The organism is Pseudarthrobacter chlorophenolicus, assembly GCF_000962805.1.
Classification (GTDB): Bacteria; Actinomycetota; Actinomycetes; order Actinomycetales; family Micrococcaceae; genus Arthrobacter; species Arthrobacter chlorophenolicus_A.
In genome coordinates this window covers 45622-62718 of record NZ_JZTW01000008.1, presented here as the reverse complement: position 1 = coordinate 62718, position 17097 = coordinate 45622, and the positions used below count along the sequence as shown (strand labels likewise).

The following is a 17097-nucleotide window of genomic DNA, read 5'->3' as shown; positions in this document are numbered from 1 at the left end:
TGCTCCGCGAGGGCTACGGCGTTCGTTGCGCCGCCATCCGCGAAGGGCACTAGGCGCACATCGCCCAGCAACCGGCGGTCAGCGTACGGACGAAAGAACAAATCATGAACACCCTCCTCAATGCCCTTGTGATCCCTGCCAGGCTCAACCACCCCGTCCACATCCGGCCCTTACAGTTGGACGCCGCTTCCCGGCACCGTGTAGCGGCCGGGGAAGTTGCGGTGCTGGCCGGACAGGACTGGCGCGCTTACCTGAGCAATGAGTCGGGCCGGATCTTCCACAACGTGCGGGCGGAGGTCCTTCTCCGCGAGGCCGGAGTGGACGTGGAGAGTACTATCCACGGGACCGTCACATTCCTTGGCCACGCGGAACCGTGGGAGGAAACAGACGCACCCCGACACCTGATCAGGCTGGCCGAGCAGCTGTTCGATATGCCGCTCGCCGCCTAGCCAAGCACCCCACTCAAAATGTCATACCCTCCTGCCATGCTTCAGGTATGGAAGCCGGAGCGGTCACGGGTGTGGGAGGCAAGGCCACGGTGGCCGCTGCCGTTGCATCGGTGGCGGGTCTTGTTGCTGAGCTGGCGCGTGTTGTGCGCTTTCCTATCGCGGCTCCGAGCGTTGAGAGCTCTGACCGCGGCGATGGCATCCACCGCGTTTCAAGAGGCAATAACGCCCACCATCATCCCCGTGGCAATGGCGTGAATAGTACGGCGCGGGTTCATAGCGCCGTCCGCACGCAGGCTCGCATCGCTGCTGATCCGTTGGGGGACTTAGCCGAGTCGTGCTTGGCAGGGCTGGAAGTGCTGTCACGGATCGAAGCTGCAACCGCGGCCGCGAAGGTCCGGCTGGTAGCCGCCTACGCTGAGGCCTCAGCCCAGATCGAGGGCCCTGCCGCCGATGCCTATGAGGCCTCGGCGCGTGAGAAGTCTCTGGTGGCGGAGGTCGCATGTGTACTCACCGTCGGCGAGGGTGCGGCCTCCGCCTTGCTGGGTGAAGCGCATGCGTTGACGAACTCTTTGCCTGCAGCGTTGGACGAACTGCAGGAGGGCGCCATCTCCTGGCAGCATGCACGGATCCTCGCTGATGAAACAGCGGGTCTGGAACCGGCGCGAGTCAAAGAACTGGAAGCTCATTTCTTCGATCCAGAGGCGCCCCACGCTGCCCGTGGTGCCGCTCCTGGGGAGCTGGTGCCGTCGCGCTTCCGCAGGAAGGTCAGGGCCTGGCGAGAGCGCCAGTATCCCGATTCGCTGGAGTTGCGGCGGACTTTGAGTATGGCCGGCCGGCGCATGGAGTACCGGCCCGAGGCTGACGGAATGGGACGGATCACCCTGATCCTTCCCGGTGAAAATGCCTGCGCAATTTGGAACAAGGCCACCGCCATCGCGCGTGGCTTGCAGAGCCCCGATGACCCGCGCACGCTGAGCCAGCGTCGGGCAGACGTCAGCGCCAACCTGCTCCTGGGCGTTGTGGGCAGGACCTGGAAAAGCTGCCAGCGCCGAAGGCTGACATCCTGGTTACCGTCCCCGCTTTCTCAATGTTTGGCGCTACGGATGAACCGGGGGAGGTGGACGGCTTCGGGCCTGTCCCCGCGTCGGTGGCACGGAGGATCGTTGCCGAGGGAGATGGGTCGTTCTACCGGGTTCTGGTGGACCCCCGGGATGGGGCGCCGCTGGAGATCGGCAGGACGAACTATCGGCTTCCCGAGAGTTTGAAGCGCTGGCTGAGGATGCGGGATAGCAAGTGCACTTTCCCGGGGTGTAGCAATCACACACCGGACAATGAGAACGACCATCTCACCGCTTGGCAGCACGGCGGGGCAACGGGGATCAGTAATTTGGCACAGTTGTGCCCCAAACACCACAGGCTCAAGCATCAAAGCTCTTGGGCCCCCAGTCATGCCAGCAAGAATGAACCGCCGGGCTGGACCTCACCCACAGGTCGCCACTATCCGGCGGAACAACCGGACTGGGTGCCACCGCGGCTGCCATTCGGGCTGCTTGCCGGGAGTTCGACCATGCCTCCGAACATAGCCGGCGGAACTCCCGATGAAGTTGGCGATGCCTCCGGGAATGTCAGCCCGCTGGAGGATGCCCTCATCGCATACCTGGCTGCCTAGTGCCAAGGACTTGAACCGTTGGTGAGCCGGCTGGCACGGTGACAAACCGGCTTTCGGACGCAACTCCCGAGTGCCAGTGGGAGGATACTCACGTGATGGAAAGTTCCAAGCCGCGCCGACCTGACGTTCTGGAAACCGAACTCGTAGGCGGTGTTGAGAAACGTCAGCTGGAGTTGACGACGTACGACTCACTCTGGCCCAGAATGTACCTTTACCACCAACGCCGGATTGGCAATGCGCTGTCAGCGGCAGCGATCGACATTGACCATATCGGCTCCACCTCGGTTCCCGGGCTGGCGGCCAAACCAATCATCGACATCGTCGTGGCAGTCGCTGACATAACCGCCGAAGAGGAGTACCTCCATGCGCTGCTGGCGGCTGGGTATCAGCTCCGGGTCCGCGAGCCTGGGCACCGGCTGGTGCGAACGCCTGAACGAGATGTACACGTCCACATTCTTCAGAAGGGGGACCCTGCAATTCGTGACTACATATTGCTTAGGGATCACCTGCGCACAAATGTGGATGACCGCGCTCTATACGAAGATACGAAACGGGACTTGCTTGCTCATCCCTGGGACGACATGAACGCATACGCGGAGGCCAAGAGCCAGGTGATTGCAGCGATTATGGCGCGTGCTCGGCGGCATAAGTAACGTCAAAGCCCATGGCTCAGGCACGCGTGCCCGTCAGCCTGCGCTCCAGTAGCGGCTACAGGCGCAACTCCATGAAGACGCTGTTCGGGTCCAGGACGTAGTCGGCAAAAGGCGGACATTCGTTGAAACCGTGGCGTGCGTAGAGCCGTCGGGCTTGAGCGAAGTAGTCCTCGGTTCCGGTTTCCAGGCAGATGCGCTCGAGTTCTTGGGACCTGGCATGGTCGATGATGTGCTTCAGCATGAGGGTGGCCACTCCGCGCCCACGCGCCGCCGCTGCCGTGCGCATGGACTTGATTTCGCCGAGCCGCCCTTCGCCGCGAAGTTCGGTTCCGTGGGCTGCGGCGCCGTGCGTGTCTAAAACATCACGCACGGGTTCGAGATCAAGAAGCTTGAGGGCGCCGCACCCCAGCAACTCGCCGTCCTCACGCGCTGTCCAGAAGGTGATCGAGGGCGCGGAGAGAGCCGTGTGGTCCAGCGCGTGCACACTCTCTGCAGGCGAAGTGGCGAACATGTCCGCCAAATGCTCGCTCAGGAGCTGGTGGACGTCACCGCGTAGGGGATCGTCCCGGTCAATATGGATCATTCACTCAAATTTACCGGCGCCTGGCGCGCGTCCAGACCCGACAGTCACCGGCTATACCTACTCGCCGGATGGACGGTTCTTTCGGGCAGGTAGGTACGAAAGGCCGTAGTTGCCACCGCCCAGCAGGTCCACGATGGCCGTATGAACGCTGAAGCACCGGCCGCGGTGAACCTCAACCTGCCCCAGCAATTCCTGCTGCTGGCAACAAATGACAAAGACGGAAAGCCCGAGGTGCCGCTGTTCGCCCTCAGGACCACGGTGGCCGGCGCCATCCTGGCTGAGCTGGATCTGGTCGGGGCGATCGAGCTGCAGGGCAAGCACATCCGGGCCACCGGATCGGCCGCCAGGGACGACCTTGCGCCCGAACTGGAACTGATCCGCGGCAAGTCCCGTCCCCACACTCCTGCCCGATGGGTTTCCATCATGGAAGGCCGCGCCCAGGTTCACCGGATCTACGAGGGCATGGCGGCCCTTGGCGTCGTGGAACATGTGGGGGAGCGGCACCTGGCACGCTTCCGGCCTGTGCGTTACCCGGAAAGGGACCACGAAGCCGAGGCAGCAATCCTCAACAGGATCGAGTCAACGCTTAGCGGAGCAACGCCCACAACCGTGGTGCCGGAGCCGGCCGCCGACGGCGCAGCGGAGGAGCCTGCGACACAATCCGACAAGGCACAATCCGACACGGCACAAGCCGGGGCGCAGAAGACGAGGACCCTGGCGCTCATCGCGCTGCTTGAGGCAGCAGGGTTGCTGCACAAGCTCTTTCCGGACGCCGACAGGAACTGGGCGAGCGGTCTGGCGAAGGACTACTGGCCGGCGCGCGCCGTCGAGGACGAGTTGCGGCTTATTCGGCTGGCGGAGGAGGAAACCGCCATGCTCTAGGACCGCGGAGCGCGGTATCAAAGCAAGAGTCGACCAAGCTGGCGGTAGCTAATTGCCGCTCTTGTCGATGACGCAGAACCGGTTTCCGTCGGGATCCTCCAGGACGATGAAGTCTGGGTCCTCCGGGTACAGATCCCAGTCCACCCGCCGGGCGCCAATCGAAACGAGGCGCTCCACCTCGGCCCCCTGATCCTCCGCATACAGGTCAAGGTGGATCCGCGGGCGGTCCTGGACAGGGGTTTCGCTCAGCATGAGCGAGAGCAGCGCGCCAGGGCCCGACGGCGGCGCCAGGGTTACCCACGTGTCGTCACCTGGTTCCCGGGGGACGTAGCCCAAGGCTGAGTTCCAGAAGTCGGTAGCGGCGGCGACGTTGTTGACGCCGAGGACGATGGTGCCGATGGTCAACATCCGCCCAGCCTAGACCTGTCCCGTGCTGCCTGTCAGGGCTTCGAAGGCAGCTTCCCGTGCTGGGTGGGCCCAGCACGCCCCGCTAGACTCGCCCCCATGGGGGAGCGCAACACACCTGAAGACCGCATGCCGTCCAAACTCACCAAGTGGCGTGCCGCCGTCGTACCTTTACTGGCCCTTGCCGTGGTGCTGGCGGGGTGCCTGATCGCCTGGCTGAACCGGAATGCTTCGTTCAGTTTCGCCTACGCGCCGAACAGCAACCGGCCGTTCACCGGCATCGGCGCGGACCTCATCACCGAGGGAGCACAGGCGGGCCTGGCCATCGCCGTCGTGGGCCTGCTGGCCCTGGCGTTCTGGGCCGGTTTCAGGATGGGCAGGCGGCCCGGCCGGCAGGCACCTCCGCGGTAGCTGATTCCGCCGTTAGTCCTCGTACCCGATGAGCCAGTGGAGCCCATGGCGGTCGATGACCTGGCCATCCGATGCGCCCCACGGTTTCGGCGCCAGGGCGTCAACCACAGTGCCGCCATCGGATAACCTGTCGAACCATTCGTGCAGCACGGACGGTTCTGCGGTCCCCAGCAGCGACAGCATGATGCCTTGGGTACTGACGCTCGACTCGCCAAGCGCCGCATCCGAGCCTCCAAGCGCCACGACACCGCTGAGCGTTCCGTGGGCGATGGCGTCCGGGGAGCCGTCGCTCCTGCTGAAGTCCCGGTAGGTGTGAAGGGCAAGCTCACCGCCGAAAACGTCCCGGTAAAAGGTCAGTGCTTCCCGTGCTGTTCCGGGAAAGCTGACGTAGACCTGGGGACCTTGCGTGCGAATGGCGTGCTGCGAAGGGGTGCTGGTCATCATCCATCCTCGGGTTCTGGGAAATCGGCCTGTTCCGGAAATCTCATCCGGGCGTTCGCTGAGGGGCCGTGAAGCTTACGCCCGGCGTCAGCCCAGCCTAGACGTGGCGGGCTGAGCCGGGAAGGGCCGTCCGGCGCCCACGGCTAGACTCGCAGGCATGGGGGACAACGAAATACCTGACCAACTAAAGCCGTCCAAACGCACCAGGCTCAGCGCCGTCGTCGCACCTTTCCTCGGCGCCGCCGCGCTGCTGGTGGGGTGCATTGTCGCGTGGAACCAGCAGGCGACCGCCAGCTTTGGCTGGTTCGCCTACGCGCCGCTAAGCAACGACACATTCAATGGATCGGGGATGACCTTCGTTACGCAGGGGACACAGATCGGGTTGGGCATCGCCGTGCTGGGACTGCTGGTCCTCGCCTTCTGGGCCGGTTATCGGAGCGGCCGGCGGAGCGGGCGGACAACAAACAAATGACACGCTGAGCGCAACTGTCTCGGTCCACGGACAAGCGCTCACCCTTACAGGCCAAAATCACCCCAGCAGGTCGTCCTGGTAGCACCAACGCCAGTCCTCGCCGGGCTCAATGCTGCGCATGACGGGGTGGCCGGTGGCTTCGAAGTGCCTGGAGGCGTGGGTGGCCGGGGAAGAATCGCAGCACCCCACGTTGCCGCACTGCAGGCACATACGGAGGTGGACCGTCGTCGTGCCCTCCCGCACGCAGTCCTCGCAGAACGCACCGTCGGGCACTTCCAGCGGTGCCGCGGTCTCGAGGTGGTCGCACTCACCACCGGGTTTTGCCACGCCTTCGCCACCGCCACCGCCCGACGGGTCAATCTCGTCCAAGGACACGTCCAGCATCGATTCCTCAACGTCCAGCCGCTCAAGGACAGCGCTCAGGACCTCATGCGCATACTCGCCGCCACGCCGGAGCTCCAGCACCTTTTCCCGCTCCGCTTCGAGCATCGCTAGCCGCAGCCGGGCATAGCGTTCGCTGGGCGTGGACGTTTCCGCCGACGGCCGTCCCAGCCGCTCCCAAGCCGCGAGCCCCCGTTCCTGCGTCCGCCGCTTCAACATGGACACCACCTCCGGCGGGTCGTCATCCGTCCTGAGTTCATGCAGCTTCGCGACGCCCGCTGCGGTGGCCAGCTGCATAAGCGACGCCTGGTTCAAAGCGTCCTCGCGCTGGTCCGGCCCCTGCACCCGGAGGATGCGCACCAGCGCCGGAAGCGTGAAACCCTGCAGCGTCAGCGTGCCGCCCACCACCACCAGGGCGGCGAGGATCAGCACTGACCGGTGTTCCAGGTCCTCAGGCAATACCAAGACGGCGGCCAGGGTGACCACGCCCCGCATCCCGGCCCACGACACAATGGCAGCGAACTGCCACGGCGGCGCCGGGTCCTTCCGCTGCACCGACGGGATCAGCCGCGGCAGATACGTGGCCGGGAACACCCACACCGGCCGGAGGAACAGCACGGCCAGCAAGATCACGGCACAGCCTGCCCAGATCCTGCCCGCGCCCAGGGAATCGTCCTGGACGCCGTCCACGATGGTGCGGACCTGCAGCCCGATCAGCAGGAACACCGAGTTCTCCAGCAGGAACTGCACGGTGTTCCAGTTGCTCCGCTGGCTGAGCCGGGCCGCGCCGTTGGGCATGGACGGCGCCTTGGTGCCCATAATGAGGCCGGTGACGACGACGGCGAGCACACCGGAGGCGTGGATCGCCTCCGCCGGCAGGTAGGCCACCAGGGGCGCCGCCAGCGACGTCGACGTATTGATGGCAACGTTGCGGATCCGTTTGCGGAGCATGGTGAGCACGTATGCCGCGGCGATGCCCACCACCAGTCCGCCGCCCACCGCCAGCAGGAAGTCCCCGGCAATCCCGGCCACGGACACCACACCCGAGATGGCAGCAATCGCGGCGCGCAGGCAGATCAGCGCCGTGGCGTCGTTCACCAGGGATTCGCCCTCGAGGATGGTGACGATCCGGCGCGGCATCCCCACCTTCCGCGCGATCGCCGTCGCAGCCACCGCATCCGGCGGCGCCAGCACGGCCCCCAGTGCGAACGCCGCGGCCAGCGGGATCTCCGGAAAGAGCCACCAAACCACCAGGCCGACTGTGAGGGTCCCGAAGATGACATAGCCCACCGAAAGCAGTCCGATGGCGCGGCGGTTGGAGCCGAAATCGAACAAGGATGTGCGCAGCGCCGCTGCATACAGGAGTGGCGGCAGCAGCCCCACCAGCACCAGTTCCGGGTTCAGCTCGATGTCCGGTATGAACGGAAGGAAGGACCCCGCCACACCGATCAGCACCAGCAGCAGCGGCACCGAAATGTTGAGCTTCCGGCCGAGGGCGCTGCCGGCACAGACCACGGCAACGAGGACCAGAAGGCCCAGGGCGATTTCCATGGGGTCATTCTCCCAGCAACGCCGCCAAAGGGAACGGAAGACCAACGGATAGCGGCCCATGCAGTACAGCATTGAATGGATACAGCCTGCAATGTACTATCGGGTGGATGGAGACCCTTACCCACGCCCCGGTTCTGGCGCGCTTCGGATACGCCGTCTCGGACCCCACCCGGGCGCAGGTCCTGCTGGCCCTCGCCCAGGCACCGTCCTATCCGTCGGATCTGGCCGACTCCATCGGAGTGTCCCGGCAGAGCATGTCCAACCACCTCACCTGCCTGCGCGGCTGCGGGCTGGTGGTGTCCGTCCCGGACGGCCGCCGGACGCGCTACGAACTTGCTGATGCCCGGCTGGGCCACGCCATCAAGGACCTCCTCGGCGTTGTCCTCGCGGTGGACCCGGCCTGCTGCGCGCCCGACGGCGAGTGCCTGGCATGAGCGGCACCCTGGCCCCGCGCCTTCCGTCCGATCGGCGGGCCATCCTGACGCGCCGGATCCGCCTCTTCGCAGCCGCCACCATCACCTACAACGTCATCGAAGCCGTGGTTGCGCTCTGGGCCGGCGGCGTAGCCGATTCGTCGGCACTGATCGGGTTCGGCCTGGATTCGGTCATCGAGGTCGCATCGGCCGTGGCGCTGTCGTGGCAGTTCTCCGCCAAGGACCCGGAGCGGCGCGAGCAACTCACCCTGCGCATCATTGCCATCTCCTTCTTCGCGCTCGCCGCATTCGTCACCGTGGATGCCGTCCGGTCGCTGGCGGGCGGGGGAGAGGCCCAGCACTCCACTCCCGGCATCGTGATCGCCGCACTGAGCCTGGCCATCATGCCGGTACTCTCATGGGCGCAGCGCCGGGCCGGACGCGAGCTTGGCTCCCGGACCGCCGTCGCCGACTCCAAGCAGACACTTCTATGCACCTACCTGTCCGCGGTGCTGCTGGTGGGACTGGTCCTGAACAGCACGCTGGGCTGGTGGTGGGCAGACGCTTCAGCAGCCATCGTGATCGCCGGCATCGCTGTCCGCGAAGGCTTCAACGCCTGGCGCGGGGACGTCTGCTGCGCGGTGCCCCACGCAGAGTCTCAAGCATTACCCCACACCGGCGGTAACACCAGCAGCGGGCAGGGCGCAGACGCGTGCTGCCCCGGGTGCGCTCCGGCGCAGCCCCGGCAGCAACCGCAGTCCCTGGGGCTGACGATCCGCAGCAAGAACTAAGCACTCAGCTCCCCATGTCCGGAGGCGGCGCGGCCAGCGGGACCACGTCCAGGCGGTTGCCCGGACCCACGATGACCAGGATGTGCGGCGCGGTCACGTCGGCCACTGCCGCCGTCACCTGCTGGATGACGTCGTCGGGCGGGGCAACCGGTGACCCCGGCGCAGGGGCGGACGACGGCGGCAGGCCAGTGCCGTCGTCCGCCCTCAGCCAGGCGGTCACCTTGGCACCACCCGTGGCCTCAGCGATGCCCCGCGCCAAAGCACGGACGTCAAGGATGCCCGAGGGATAGCCGCTGACCAGCGTGACCTGGTCAATCACCCGACGCGGGGCGGGCGCGGCGGCTGCCAGCAGCGTGCGGTCGTGCCGCCACGACGCGAAGTGGTAGCCGGCCACTAACCCAGCCGCAACCAGCAGGCCCAGTGGTGCCCGGATCCTGTCCACGAGGCTTCCGCCGGAGACGTCGCCCAGCAGGTACTGGAACACCCGGTAGCCCGTCACCAGCAGCGTTATCAGGGCCACCACCGCGCTGACGCCGAAGAATGCCACCAGGTAAATGCGCCGGCCAGGTGGTATTTCGCCTGCTGTCCGGGGCTGGTGCCGAGGCTTCCACGCCAGCCACCACACCGGGCCGCCCACCATCAGGGAGCTGATGCCGCCCAGCAGCAGGGTGCGCGCGGCGCCGCCGGCCAGCGGTGAGACGGCGGCAGCCAGCAGGGCATTCACCACCACGCCCACGCCGGACGCGGCCGCGGCAAGCGCAACCGCCGATGTCACCAGGAGGCTGGCGCGCCTGGTTTCTGTGGACCGGGTGACCGCCACCGCCCGGTGGTAGCGCCACACCACAGCGCCGATGGCCGCGGCCGAGATTGCCGGCGCCAGCGGCTCCAACAGCAGGTTCACCGGATCGCTGCGGTCGAATGCGAGCCGCAGCAGGACGAACACCACTACGCCTACCCCGCCCAGCGCTGCGATGCCCGCGATGAAGATGCCGACGGCGATCATGGCCACATCCGCCAGGCCGGTCCGGAAGTGCCGGCCGCCTTCCCTGAACCAGTGCCACCACCACACCAGGGCGCCGCCCGCGGCCCACACGAGCGAACGGACCGGGGCATACCACCACGGCTCAACCACTGCACTGAGTGGGAAGCCGCGGATGGCCACGTCCAGCAGGCCACTGAGGGCGGCAACGGCTGCGCCGGCACCCAGCAGCAGGCCGAACACGGAGCCTAGGATTGTCCTGACATCCTCCAGATGCGTCGATGGTTTGGCGGGGTGCTTCCACATCCACCGGTGCCAGAGCCAAATGGCCGCCCACACCAAACCGTTGGCGAGCGGGGACTGCCACTGGCTTTCCTGCGTATCGATGAAAGCCGTTGCCAGGTTCAACAGCGACGTGGTGGCGATGATGAGCGAAACGGCGTACATCCCGGACAAGTACAGGCCCCAGCCGGCCGCGGTGCGCTCCGCCGCGTCATCGAGGCGCCGCCAGGCAAACCACCACAGCAGCAGGGCCAGCGGGCCGCCGATCAGGGTGAACGCCATGGGGAGTGCCAGGCTGGCAGGATCGCCGATGACCAGCACGGAAGACGCGCGGAAGAGCCGTTCGAGCAGGCCGCTCACGCCCGACGCCGCAATCACCACCAGGGCGAAAAGCAGGACGTAAAGGATCAGGCGGCGGAGGGTGGCCAGGCCGCCGGCGGGGGCGCGGGAGGTTGTGGCTGCCGGCGTGGTCATGGTTTGGCCGGAACCACTGAGCAGGCGGTCAGGATGTAGGGCGGCTGGTCGATCTTCCAGGTGCCGTCGACTTTCAGGAGCGAGAACGCGTCCTCCATTTCGTATTCGGACGGTCCAAACGGTCCGCCTTGGGACTGCCGGACGATCGAAACCCGCACCGTGGCTGAATCGGTGCGCTCCGACGTCGAGACCAAAACGACGCGCGCCGGGCGGGGCTCACCCGGATAGCCTCCCCGGCATCTGCTCCGGGCGGCCTCGGTGAGGTAGGAATCCGCGGTGGTGTTGTCGCCGTCGATCACGGCCTTGCTGTACCGCTGGACCACGCCGGCGGGACTGGCCTCGTCCAGTGCAGCGGGCTCGCCGCGCGTGAAGACCACCGCCAGCGCAACTACCACCAGCAGTCCGACGACGCCGATCAGCACGAACAGGATTCGGTCCGGTTTCCGCGTGGCGTCGCTCATGGCGCCAGTATGCGCCCTGGTCAGGGAGTTTTACAGGTGTCTTTCGGCCCGGCGCGGGGGACTCAGCATGGGGATTCTCGTAGGGCACTGGAGAGCGAATCTTCAATATAGTTAGGAAAACCCGTTGACTGGCCTCAAATCTTCACTATAGTTATGTGAGTAGCATCACCCAGTGAAAGACAAACGATGACCACCGAGACTAGCACCACCGCCCCGCCGGCCACCAGCGAACTGCTGGCCACAGTCGGCAACAAGGTGCGGTCCATGCGAAAGGACCGGGGAATGACCCTGGCCCGGCTCTCGGAAATCACCGGACTCAGCCAGGCGATCGTCAGCCAGATCGAACGCGGAATGGCCAACCCGTCTTTCACAACCCTCGCGCAGCTGGCCCACGGACTGGACATCCCAGTGGGACGGTTCTTCATCGGCCAGGACCAGTCCAGGTCCCCGGTGGTCCGGAGATCCGCGCGGCGCAACCTCCAAAACGTCACCCGCGAGTCCGTCGGCGAAGCAATTCATGAGCTGCTGACCCCGGACCGCGATGGCACCATCGAAGCGCAATGGATCAGCACGCCCCCAGGGCACGACACCAGCGCAACACCCTTCACCCACAGTGGCGAAGAGTTCTGCTACATCATTTCGGGCCGGAAGGACGTCTACCTTGACGGCGTCTGCTACAGCCTCGAAGAGGGCGACTCGATCACCTACTCTTCGGAAATCCCCCACTGGTACAAGAACAGCTACGAAGAGGTATGCGTAGCCATCTGGGTCAACGCTCCCCACGCGTTGTAGGCCTGCCGGCCTTTACCGGCGCCGGCGCTGATCCCTAACCGTCCGGACACGTTTCCGTGGCCCCGGACACTCCTTGCCACTTTCGCATCAGGCGCCTCCTCCAACAGGCGTTCCTGCGTCATACCCTCTTACGCCCTCCGGGGCGCAAGCGTAAGGAAAATCCAATGCTTGACACCCAAACCACGGACAATGCCGTCCCGTCCCCCCGAACCACCGCTTCATCCCCCCAAAAAAACGAAAAGTTCACCCCTGAGGTCCGCAAAGGCCTGCTTGGCCTTGGCCTGGGCAACGCCCTCGAATGGTACGACTGGATGGTCTTCGGCCTCCTGTCCGCGTTCATCGGACCCAACTTCTTCCCCAACACTGACCCGCTGTCCGCAACTCTGAACGCTCTGGCCGTGTTCGCCGTCGGGTTCGCCTTCCGCCCCCTCGGAGGCATCCTCCTGGGCACCCTGGCAGACCGGATCGGCAGGCGCCGGGTGATGCTGCTGTCCATCATGCTGATGGCCGGCACCACCCTGGTCATCGCCGTTACGCCCAGCTACGCCACCATCGGCCCGCTTGCCGGCATCATCCTTCTGGTCTGCCGCGTCCTGCAGGGCATCTCCACCGGCATCGAAGCCCCGCTCTCCACGTCCCACGCCGTGGAACTGGCGCCCAAGGGCCGCGAAGGCTACGTGGCCGGCATCATGTCCTTCTACGTGAACATCGGCATCCTGCTGGCCTCGCTGGTCAGCTTCCTCTGCAGCCTGGTGATCGGCGGAGCGGCCATGGGGGAATGGGGCTGGCGCGTACCGTTCATCCTCGGCGCCCTCTTCGGCTTCGTGGTCCTGTACCTGCGCCGCTCCCTGCCGGAAACCCTCAAAGAAGAGGAAATGGCCACCAACACGCCCCGCGCTGTCTGGTCCGGCGTCCGCAAGCACTGGCTCTCCGTCCTCGCCATCATCTTCGTGGTGGGCGCAGCCCAGGCCTACAACTACGCCTGGAACGTGGGCCTGCCCAGCGCAGCCCGCAGCGGCTTCAAGGAAGACCCCACCGCCGTCTTCGCCCTCACCACCGTCCTGGGCGTCATCCTGGTGGCCGGCTCCTGGATCATCGGCAAGCTCGCCGACGGCAAGGCCATGTCCCGCTGGTTCCTGGTGACCCGCATCCTGGCCATCCCGTCAGTGTTCCTCATGCTGCTCTACGTGCAGCCCGGCATCGGCGGCTTCGCGGCGGTCCTGCTCGGCGGATCCGTTGTCCTGGTGCTCAACATGACCCTCTACAACGTGGTCAGCTCCTCCCTGATGCCCAAGAACATCCGCGGAACCGGAGTGGCCCTGGGCTACGGCATCGGCGTCGCCCTCTTCGGCGGCACCGCCTCCTACCTGCTGGTCTGGTTCCAGTCCCTGAACCTCACCTGGATCTTCCCGGTCTACGTGGCCGTCCTGTCCATCCTCAGCATCGTCTTCTACATCGCCGCACGCCGCTCCAACGGCATCTTCGTCGGCAAGTAAGGAACCCTCCCATGAACACCACACCCAGCTTTGCCGCGCCCGAAAACGGCTTCACCGGCTCCCTGGAACTCGCCACCACCACGGCGGACCTCACCGCTCCCGTCATCTCCCGCTCCAACGTGCTGGTGGTGGGCGGCGGCCCCGCAGGCGTTGCCGCCGCCGTCACGGCCGCACGCTCCGGCGCCAAGGTCACCCTGCTGGAACGCTACTCATCCCTGGGCGGCCTCGCCTCCGGCGGCATGGTGCTGGTGCTGGACGACATGATCAACGGCCAGGAAATCACCGTCACCGGCATCGTCTCCGAATATGTGGAGCGGCTGCAGAAGCTCGGACTGGCGATCGTCCCGCCCTCCGATGACCGCAAAACCTCGGAGGAACTGTGGAACAAGTGGGGCCGCTACGGCACCTTCGACTTCCACTCCCACACCAGCCCCAAGCCCATCTGCTACGCCGCAGCCTTCGACCCCGACGGCTGGAAGCGGGTCTCCAACGACCTGGTCCGCGAAGCCGGCGTGGACCTCCGCCTGCACTCCTGGTTCTCCCGCCCCATCGTGGACAACGGCGTGATCAAGGGCGTCATCACGGAAACCAAGATGGGTCCGCAGGCCTTCATGGCGGACGTGGTCATCGACACCACCGGCGACATCGACGTCGCCTCCCGCGCCGGCGCCAGCTACGCCAAGGACAACTACATCACCACACTCGTGTTCCGCCTGGGCAACGTGGACACCCGGGCCGCCGAGGCCTTTGAGCAGGCCAACCCCAAAGAAGCCCGCGCCATCAACCGCAAGATCAAGCGCCTCCTCGGCGGCGCCTGGGAACTGTGGTGGCTCAAGACCCCCATCGACGGCGTGGTCTGGTGCAATGCCCCGCACATGTCCGGGTTCGACGGGACTAACCCGGCGGACATGACCGCCGCCGAGTTCGCCGCCAGGGACCGGATCTCCGAGGCCGTGGACTACGTCCGCGCCCACCTGCCCGGTTTCGAGAACTGCTTTATGCTGGACGTCGCCTCCCAGATGGGCGTCCGGCAGACCCGCCTGCTGCAAGGCGAATACGTGATGACCAAGGACGACGTCACCCAGCGCCGGCACTTCGCCGATACCGTGGCGCGCGGCCGCGATTACTACTACCCGTACCGCTCGCTGCTCCCCAAGGAAGTGGACCAGCTCCTCGTCGCCGGACGCCACTACTCCGCCACCCCGGAGGCGCAGAAGATGTCCCGCGAGATTCCGCCCTGCATGGCCATGGGCCAGGCCGTCGGCGTCGCCGCCGCGCTTGCGGTGGAGAACAACGTGCTGGTCCGCGACGTTTCTGCCCTGGACATCCAGCAGGGCATGCGCCGGCACGGCGCAGACCCGGGCGACGTCCCGTCGTCGAACGCCACCATCGATGCTGACGCGGCGGTGCCGGCATGAGCAGCGCACTGGCAGAAAAGACGGAAAGTACGACGACGGCGGGCGCCTACGCGTCGCCCCTCGCCGGGGATGCGCGGCCGGCCACCCCGCTGCCGCTGGACGGCATCAAGATCGTGGACTTCACCCAGGTGTTCATGGGCCCGTCCTGCACCCAGATGCTGGGTGACTACGGCGCGGACATCATCAAGGTGGAACGCCCGGGCGCCGGAGACATCTCGCGGAATTCGTTCCCTGACCAGGACGGCCAGGACAACCCCATCTTCCTGTCCATCAACCGCAACAAGCGCAGTGTCTCCATCGACACGCGTACGGAGGAAGGCCGGAACGTCCTGCACGCCATCATGGCGGACGCAGACGTGGTGGTCAGCAACTTCCGATCCGGTGTGATGGAACGGATGGGCTTCGGCTACGAGGATCTCAAGGCAGACAATCCCGGCATCATTTGGGCATCCGGCACCGGTTTCGGCCCGGTGGGACCGTACTCGCACAAGGGCGGCCAGGACGCCATCGCCCAGGCCTACTCCGGTGTGATGTGGCGGCGCGAATCGGACGACCAAAAGCCGGCCATTTACCCCACCACCCTCTGCGACTACATCACCGGCATGCACCTGATGCAGGGAATCCTGCTGGCGCTGCGCACCCGGGAAACCTCGGGGGTGGGCCAGAAAGTGGAGGTGACCATGTACGACTCCATGCTGCACCTGCAGATGCAGGAAGCCTGCATGCAGCTCAACCGCGGCTACGAGGTCAACTGGGGTGCCATGCCGCTGAGCGGCGTCTTCGAAACCACCGACGGAGCTGTGTGCATGGTGGGCGGTTTCACCCCGGACCCGCTGGCACGCATCTCTGACGCCCTTGGCCTGGACGAGGACCTCACCCAGCGCCCGGAGTTCGCCAACCTGGAGCAGCAGTTCAAGCACAAGCCCGCCCTCCAGGCCATCTTCCGGGAACACATCGCAACCAACACCACCGAGTACTGGACCGGAAAACTCGAGGAACAGGGGCTGCTGAACGCCCCCGTCCACACGCTGGAACAGGCGCTCGCCGATGCCCAGACCGAGGCCAACGGCATGATCGTGGAGGCCGAACACCCCGGTGTGGGCACGGTGAAGATGCTCAACGCCCCTATACGGCTCTCCGCCACCCCGCCGTCCGTCCGCCGCGTGGCGCCCCGCCTGGGCGAGCACAACGTGGAGGTGTTGCTGGAGAACGGGTTCGACGCCGAGACCATCGAGCGCCTGCAGCAGCTGGGGGTCCTCCGGTGAGCACCGCCGTGGAAGAACCCGCCGTCGAAGAGCGGACAGACGAGATCACGCTGGACATCGCCGATGGTGTGGCCACCGTGGTGATCGACCGGCAGCACGTCCTCAACGCCGTGGACGGCACCGCCCAGGCCCGGCTCAACGGGATCTGGGAGCAGCTGGAACAGGATGCGTCGGTGCGGGCCGTGGTCATCACCGGCGCCGGCACCCGGGCGTTCTGCGTCGGTGCGGACATGTCCGCATCCGCCGTGGACAAGACCGGCCTGGAATACTGGGCCGGCCTGGACCCCAACGGGTTCGGCGGCCTGAGCCTGCGCACCACGCTGGACGTGCCGGTGATCGCCCGGGTGAACGGCTACGCCCTGGGCGGCGGCATGGAAATCGTGCTCGGCGCGGATATCGTCGTCGCAGCCGAGACCGCGAAATTCGGGCTCACTGAGCCCCGCGTAGGACGGCTGGCGCTCGACGGCGGCATCCACCAGCTGGTGCGCCGCGTCCCCTACACGCAGGCCATGGGGATGCTGCTCACGGGCCGGAAAGCGGACGCGGCGGAGATGCAGGCCATGGGCCTCGTCAACGAAGTGGTGCCCGAGGAAGAGCTCGACGCCGCCGTACAGCGCTGGGTGGACCAGATCCTCGCCTGCGCCCCCACATCGGTCCGGGCCGTCAAACAGATGGTCATGCAAACCAGCCACCTCACCGCCACGGAAGCACGCGGCCTGCGGCTCCCGGCGCTCATGGCCGCACTGGACAGCGAGGACTCCGCCGAGGGCGTCCGGGCCTTCCAGGAAAAACGCCGGCCGGAGTGGCCCGGCCGCTGACCCGCCATCCT

The 17097-nt window shown here is 66.1% G+C and carries 19 protein-coding genes and 1 pseudogene; 14 read left to right on the top strand and 6 right to left on the bottom strand.

The window, feature by feature from the left end:
- Positions 1 to 104 precede the first annotated feature (104 nt).
- From UC32_RS10025 to UC32_RS10015, 4 genes and pseudogenes are all read left to right on the top strand, one after another.
- Entirely contained in the window at positions 105 to 449 is a 345-nt protein-coding gene (locus UC32_RS10025; protein WP_045731083.1) for a hypothetical protein, read from the top strand.
- Between the two features lie 47 nt (positions 450 to 496).
- Complete coding sequence (locus UC32_RS20320; RefSeq protein WP_327077619.1) at positions 497 to 1714, top strand: DUF222 domain-containing protein; 1218 nt, start codon at positions 497 to 499, stop codon at positions 1712 to 1714.
- A gap of 14 nt (positions 1715 to 1728) precedes the next feature.
- A pseudogene (locus UC32_RS21105) lies at positions 1729 to 1821 on the top strand (hypothetical protein); the annotation flags it as partial.
- Positions 1822 to 2213: 392 nt separating this feature from the next.
- A complete protein-coding gene (locus tag UC32_RS10015) occupies positions 2214 to 2771 on the top strand; it encodes a GrpB family protein (RefSeq protein ID WP_045731082.1) in 558 nt (185 codons plus the stop codon).
- 55 nt (positions 2772 to 2826) lie between these two features.
- Here UC32_RS10015 and UC32_RS10010 read toward each other — a convergent pair whose 3' ends face one another.
- Positions 2827 to 3354 carry a GNAT family N-acetyltransferase gene (locus UC32_RS10010; RefSeq protein WP_045731081.1) on the bottom strand — a complete coding sequence of 176 codons (528 nt, stop codon included), beginning with the start codon at positions 3352 to 3354 and terminating at the stop codon, positions 2827 to 2829.
- 141 nt (positions 3355 to 3495) lie between these two features.
- On the opposite strand from UC32_RS10010, the gene UC32_RS10005 reads away from it, so the two are divergent.
- Positions 3496 to 4236 carry a GOLPH3/VPS74 family protein gene (locus UC32_RS10005; protein ID WP_045731080.1) on the top strand — a complete coding sequence of 247 codons (741 nt, stop codon included), beginning with the start codon at positions 3496 to 3498 and terminating at the stop codon, positions 4234 to 4236.
- 48 nt (positions 4237 to 4284) lie between these two features.
- On the opposite strand, the gene UC32_RS10000 is transcribed toward UC32_RS10005, so the two are convergent.
- A complete protein-coding gene (locus UC32_RS10000; RefSeq protein WP_045731079.1) occupies positions 4285 to 4644 on the bottom strand; it encodes a VOC family protein in 360 nt (119 codons plus the stop codon).
- 96 nt (positions 4645 to 4740) lie between these two features.
- Here UC32_RS10000 and UC32_RS09995 point away from each other — a divergent pair, with 96 nt between their 5' ends.
- Entirely contained in the window at positions 4741 to 5052 is a 312-nt protein-coding gene (locus UC32_RS09995; RefSeq protein ID WP_045731078.1) for a hypothetical protein, read from the top strand.
- Positions 5053 to 5064: 12 nt separating this feature from the next.
- On the opposite strand, the gene UC32_RS09990 is transcribed toward UC32_RS09995, so the two are convergent.
- Positions 5065 to 5493 carry a VOC family protein gene (locus UC32_RS09990; protein WP_045731077.1) on the bottom strand — a complete coding sequence of 143 codons (429 nt, stop codon included), beginning with the start codon at positions 5491 to 5493 and terminating at the stop codon, positions 5065 to 5067.
- A gap of 157 nt (positions 5494 to 5650) precedes the next feature.
- Here UC32_RS09990 and UC32_RS09985 point away from each other — a divergent pair, with 157 nt between their 5' ends.
- Positions 5651 to 5965 (top strand): hypothetical protein, encoded by a 315-nt coding sequence (locus UC32_RS09985; RefSeq protein ID WP_045731076.1) that lies wholly within the window; start codon positions 5651 to 5653, stop codon positions 5963 to 5965.
- Between the two features lie 57 nt (positions 5966 to 6022).
- On the opposite strand, the gene UC32_RS09980 is transcribed toward UC32_RS09985, so the two are convergent.
- The gene (locus UC32_RS09980) at positions 6023 to 7897 is read right to left on the bottom strand and encodes a Na+/H+ antiporter (RefSeq protein ID WP_045731075.1); all 1875 of its coding nucleotides are present in this window, start codon (positions 7895 to 7897) and stop codon (positions 6023 to 6025) included.
- A 107-nt stretch (positions 7898 to 8004) separates the two neighbouring features.
- Here UC32_RS09980 and UC32_RS09975 point away from each other — a divergent pair, with 107 nt between their 5' ends.
- The gene (locus tag UC32_RS09975) at positions 8005 to 8331 is read left to right on the top strand and encodes an ArsR/SmtB family transcription factor (protein ID WP_045731074.1); all 327 of its coding nucleotides are present in this window, start codon (positions 8005 to 8007) and stop codon (positions 8329 to 8331) included.
- Positions 8328 to 9101, top strand: a complete 774-nt coding sequence (locus tag UC32_RS09970; protein ID WP_045731073.1) for a cation diffusion facilitator family transporter — start codon at positions 8328 to 8330, stop codon at positions 9099 to 9101. The genes UC32_RS09975 and UC32_RS09970 overlap by 4 nt, the downstream gene beginning before the upstream one ends.
- Before the next feature lie 4 nt (positions 9102 to 9105).
- Here the strand turns inward: UC32_RS09970 and UC32_RS09965 are convergent, their stop codons facing one another.
- Positions 9106 to 10836 carry a DUF5671 domain-containing protein gene (locus tag UC32_RS09965; RefSeq protein ID WP_045731072.1) on the bottom strand — a complete coding sequence of 577 codons (1731 nt, stop codon included), beginning with the start codon at positions 10834 to 10836 and terminating at the stop codon, positions 9106 to 9108.
- Positions 10833 to 11297 (bottom strand): hypothetical protein, encoded by a 465-nt coding sequence (locus UC32_RS09960; RefSeq protein ID WP_045731071.1) that lies wholly within the window; start codon positions 11295 to 11297, stop codon positions 10833 to 10835. Before UC32_RS09960 ends, UC32_RS09965 begins: the two co-directional genes overlap by 4 nt.
- A gap of 186 nt (positions 11298 to 11483) precedes the next feature.
- On the opposite strand from UC32_RS09960, the gene UC32_RS09955 reads away from it, so the two are divergent.
- From UC32_RS09955 to UC32_RS09935, 5 genes are all read left to right on the top strand, one after another.
- Entirely contained in the window at positions 11484 to 12089 is a 606-nt protein-coding gene (locus UC32_RS09955; protein WP_015938467.1) for a helix-turn-helix domain-containing protein, read from the top strand.
- Between the two features lie 164 nt (positions 12090 to 12253).
- Entirely contained in the window at positions 12254 to 13585 is a 1332-nt protein-coding gene (locus UC32_RS09950; RefSeq protein ID WP_045731070.1) for an MFS transporter, read from the top strand.
- Between the two features lie 11 nt (positions 13586 to 13596).
- On the top strand, positions 13597 to 15003 hold the full coding sequence (locus UC32_RS09945; protein ID WP_045731069.1) for an FAD-dependent oxidoreductase: 1407 nt from the start codon (positions 13597 to 13599) through the stop codon (positions 15001 to 15003).
- Positions 15000 to 16268 carry a CaiB/BaiF CoA transferase family protein gene (locus tag UC32_RS09940; RefSeq protein WP_045731068.1) on the top strand — a complete coding sequence of 423 codons (1269 nt, stop codon included), beginning with the start codon at positions 15000 to 15002 and terminating at the stop codon, positions 16266 to 16268. The genes UC32_RS09945 and UC32_RS09940 overlap by 4 nt, the downstream gene beginning before the upstream one ends.
- Entirely contained in the window at positions 16265 to 17086 is an 822-nt protein-coding gene (locus tag UC32_RS09935; RefSeq protein WP_045731067.1) for an enoyl-CoA hydratase-related protein, read from the top strand. The genes UC32_RS09940 and UC32_RS09935 overlap by 4 nt, the downstream gene beginning before the upstream one ends.
- The last annotated feature ends 11 nt before the right edge of the window (positions 17087 to 17097 follow it).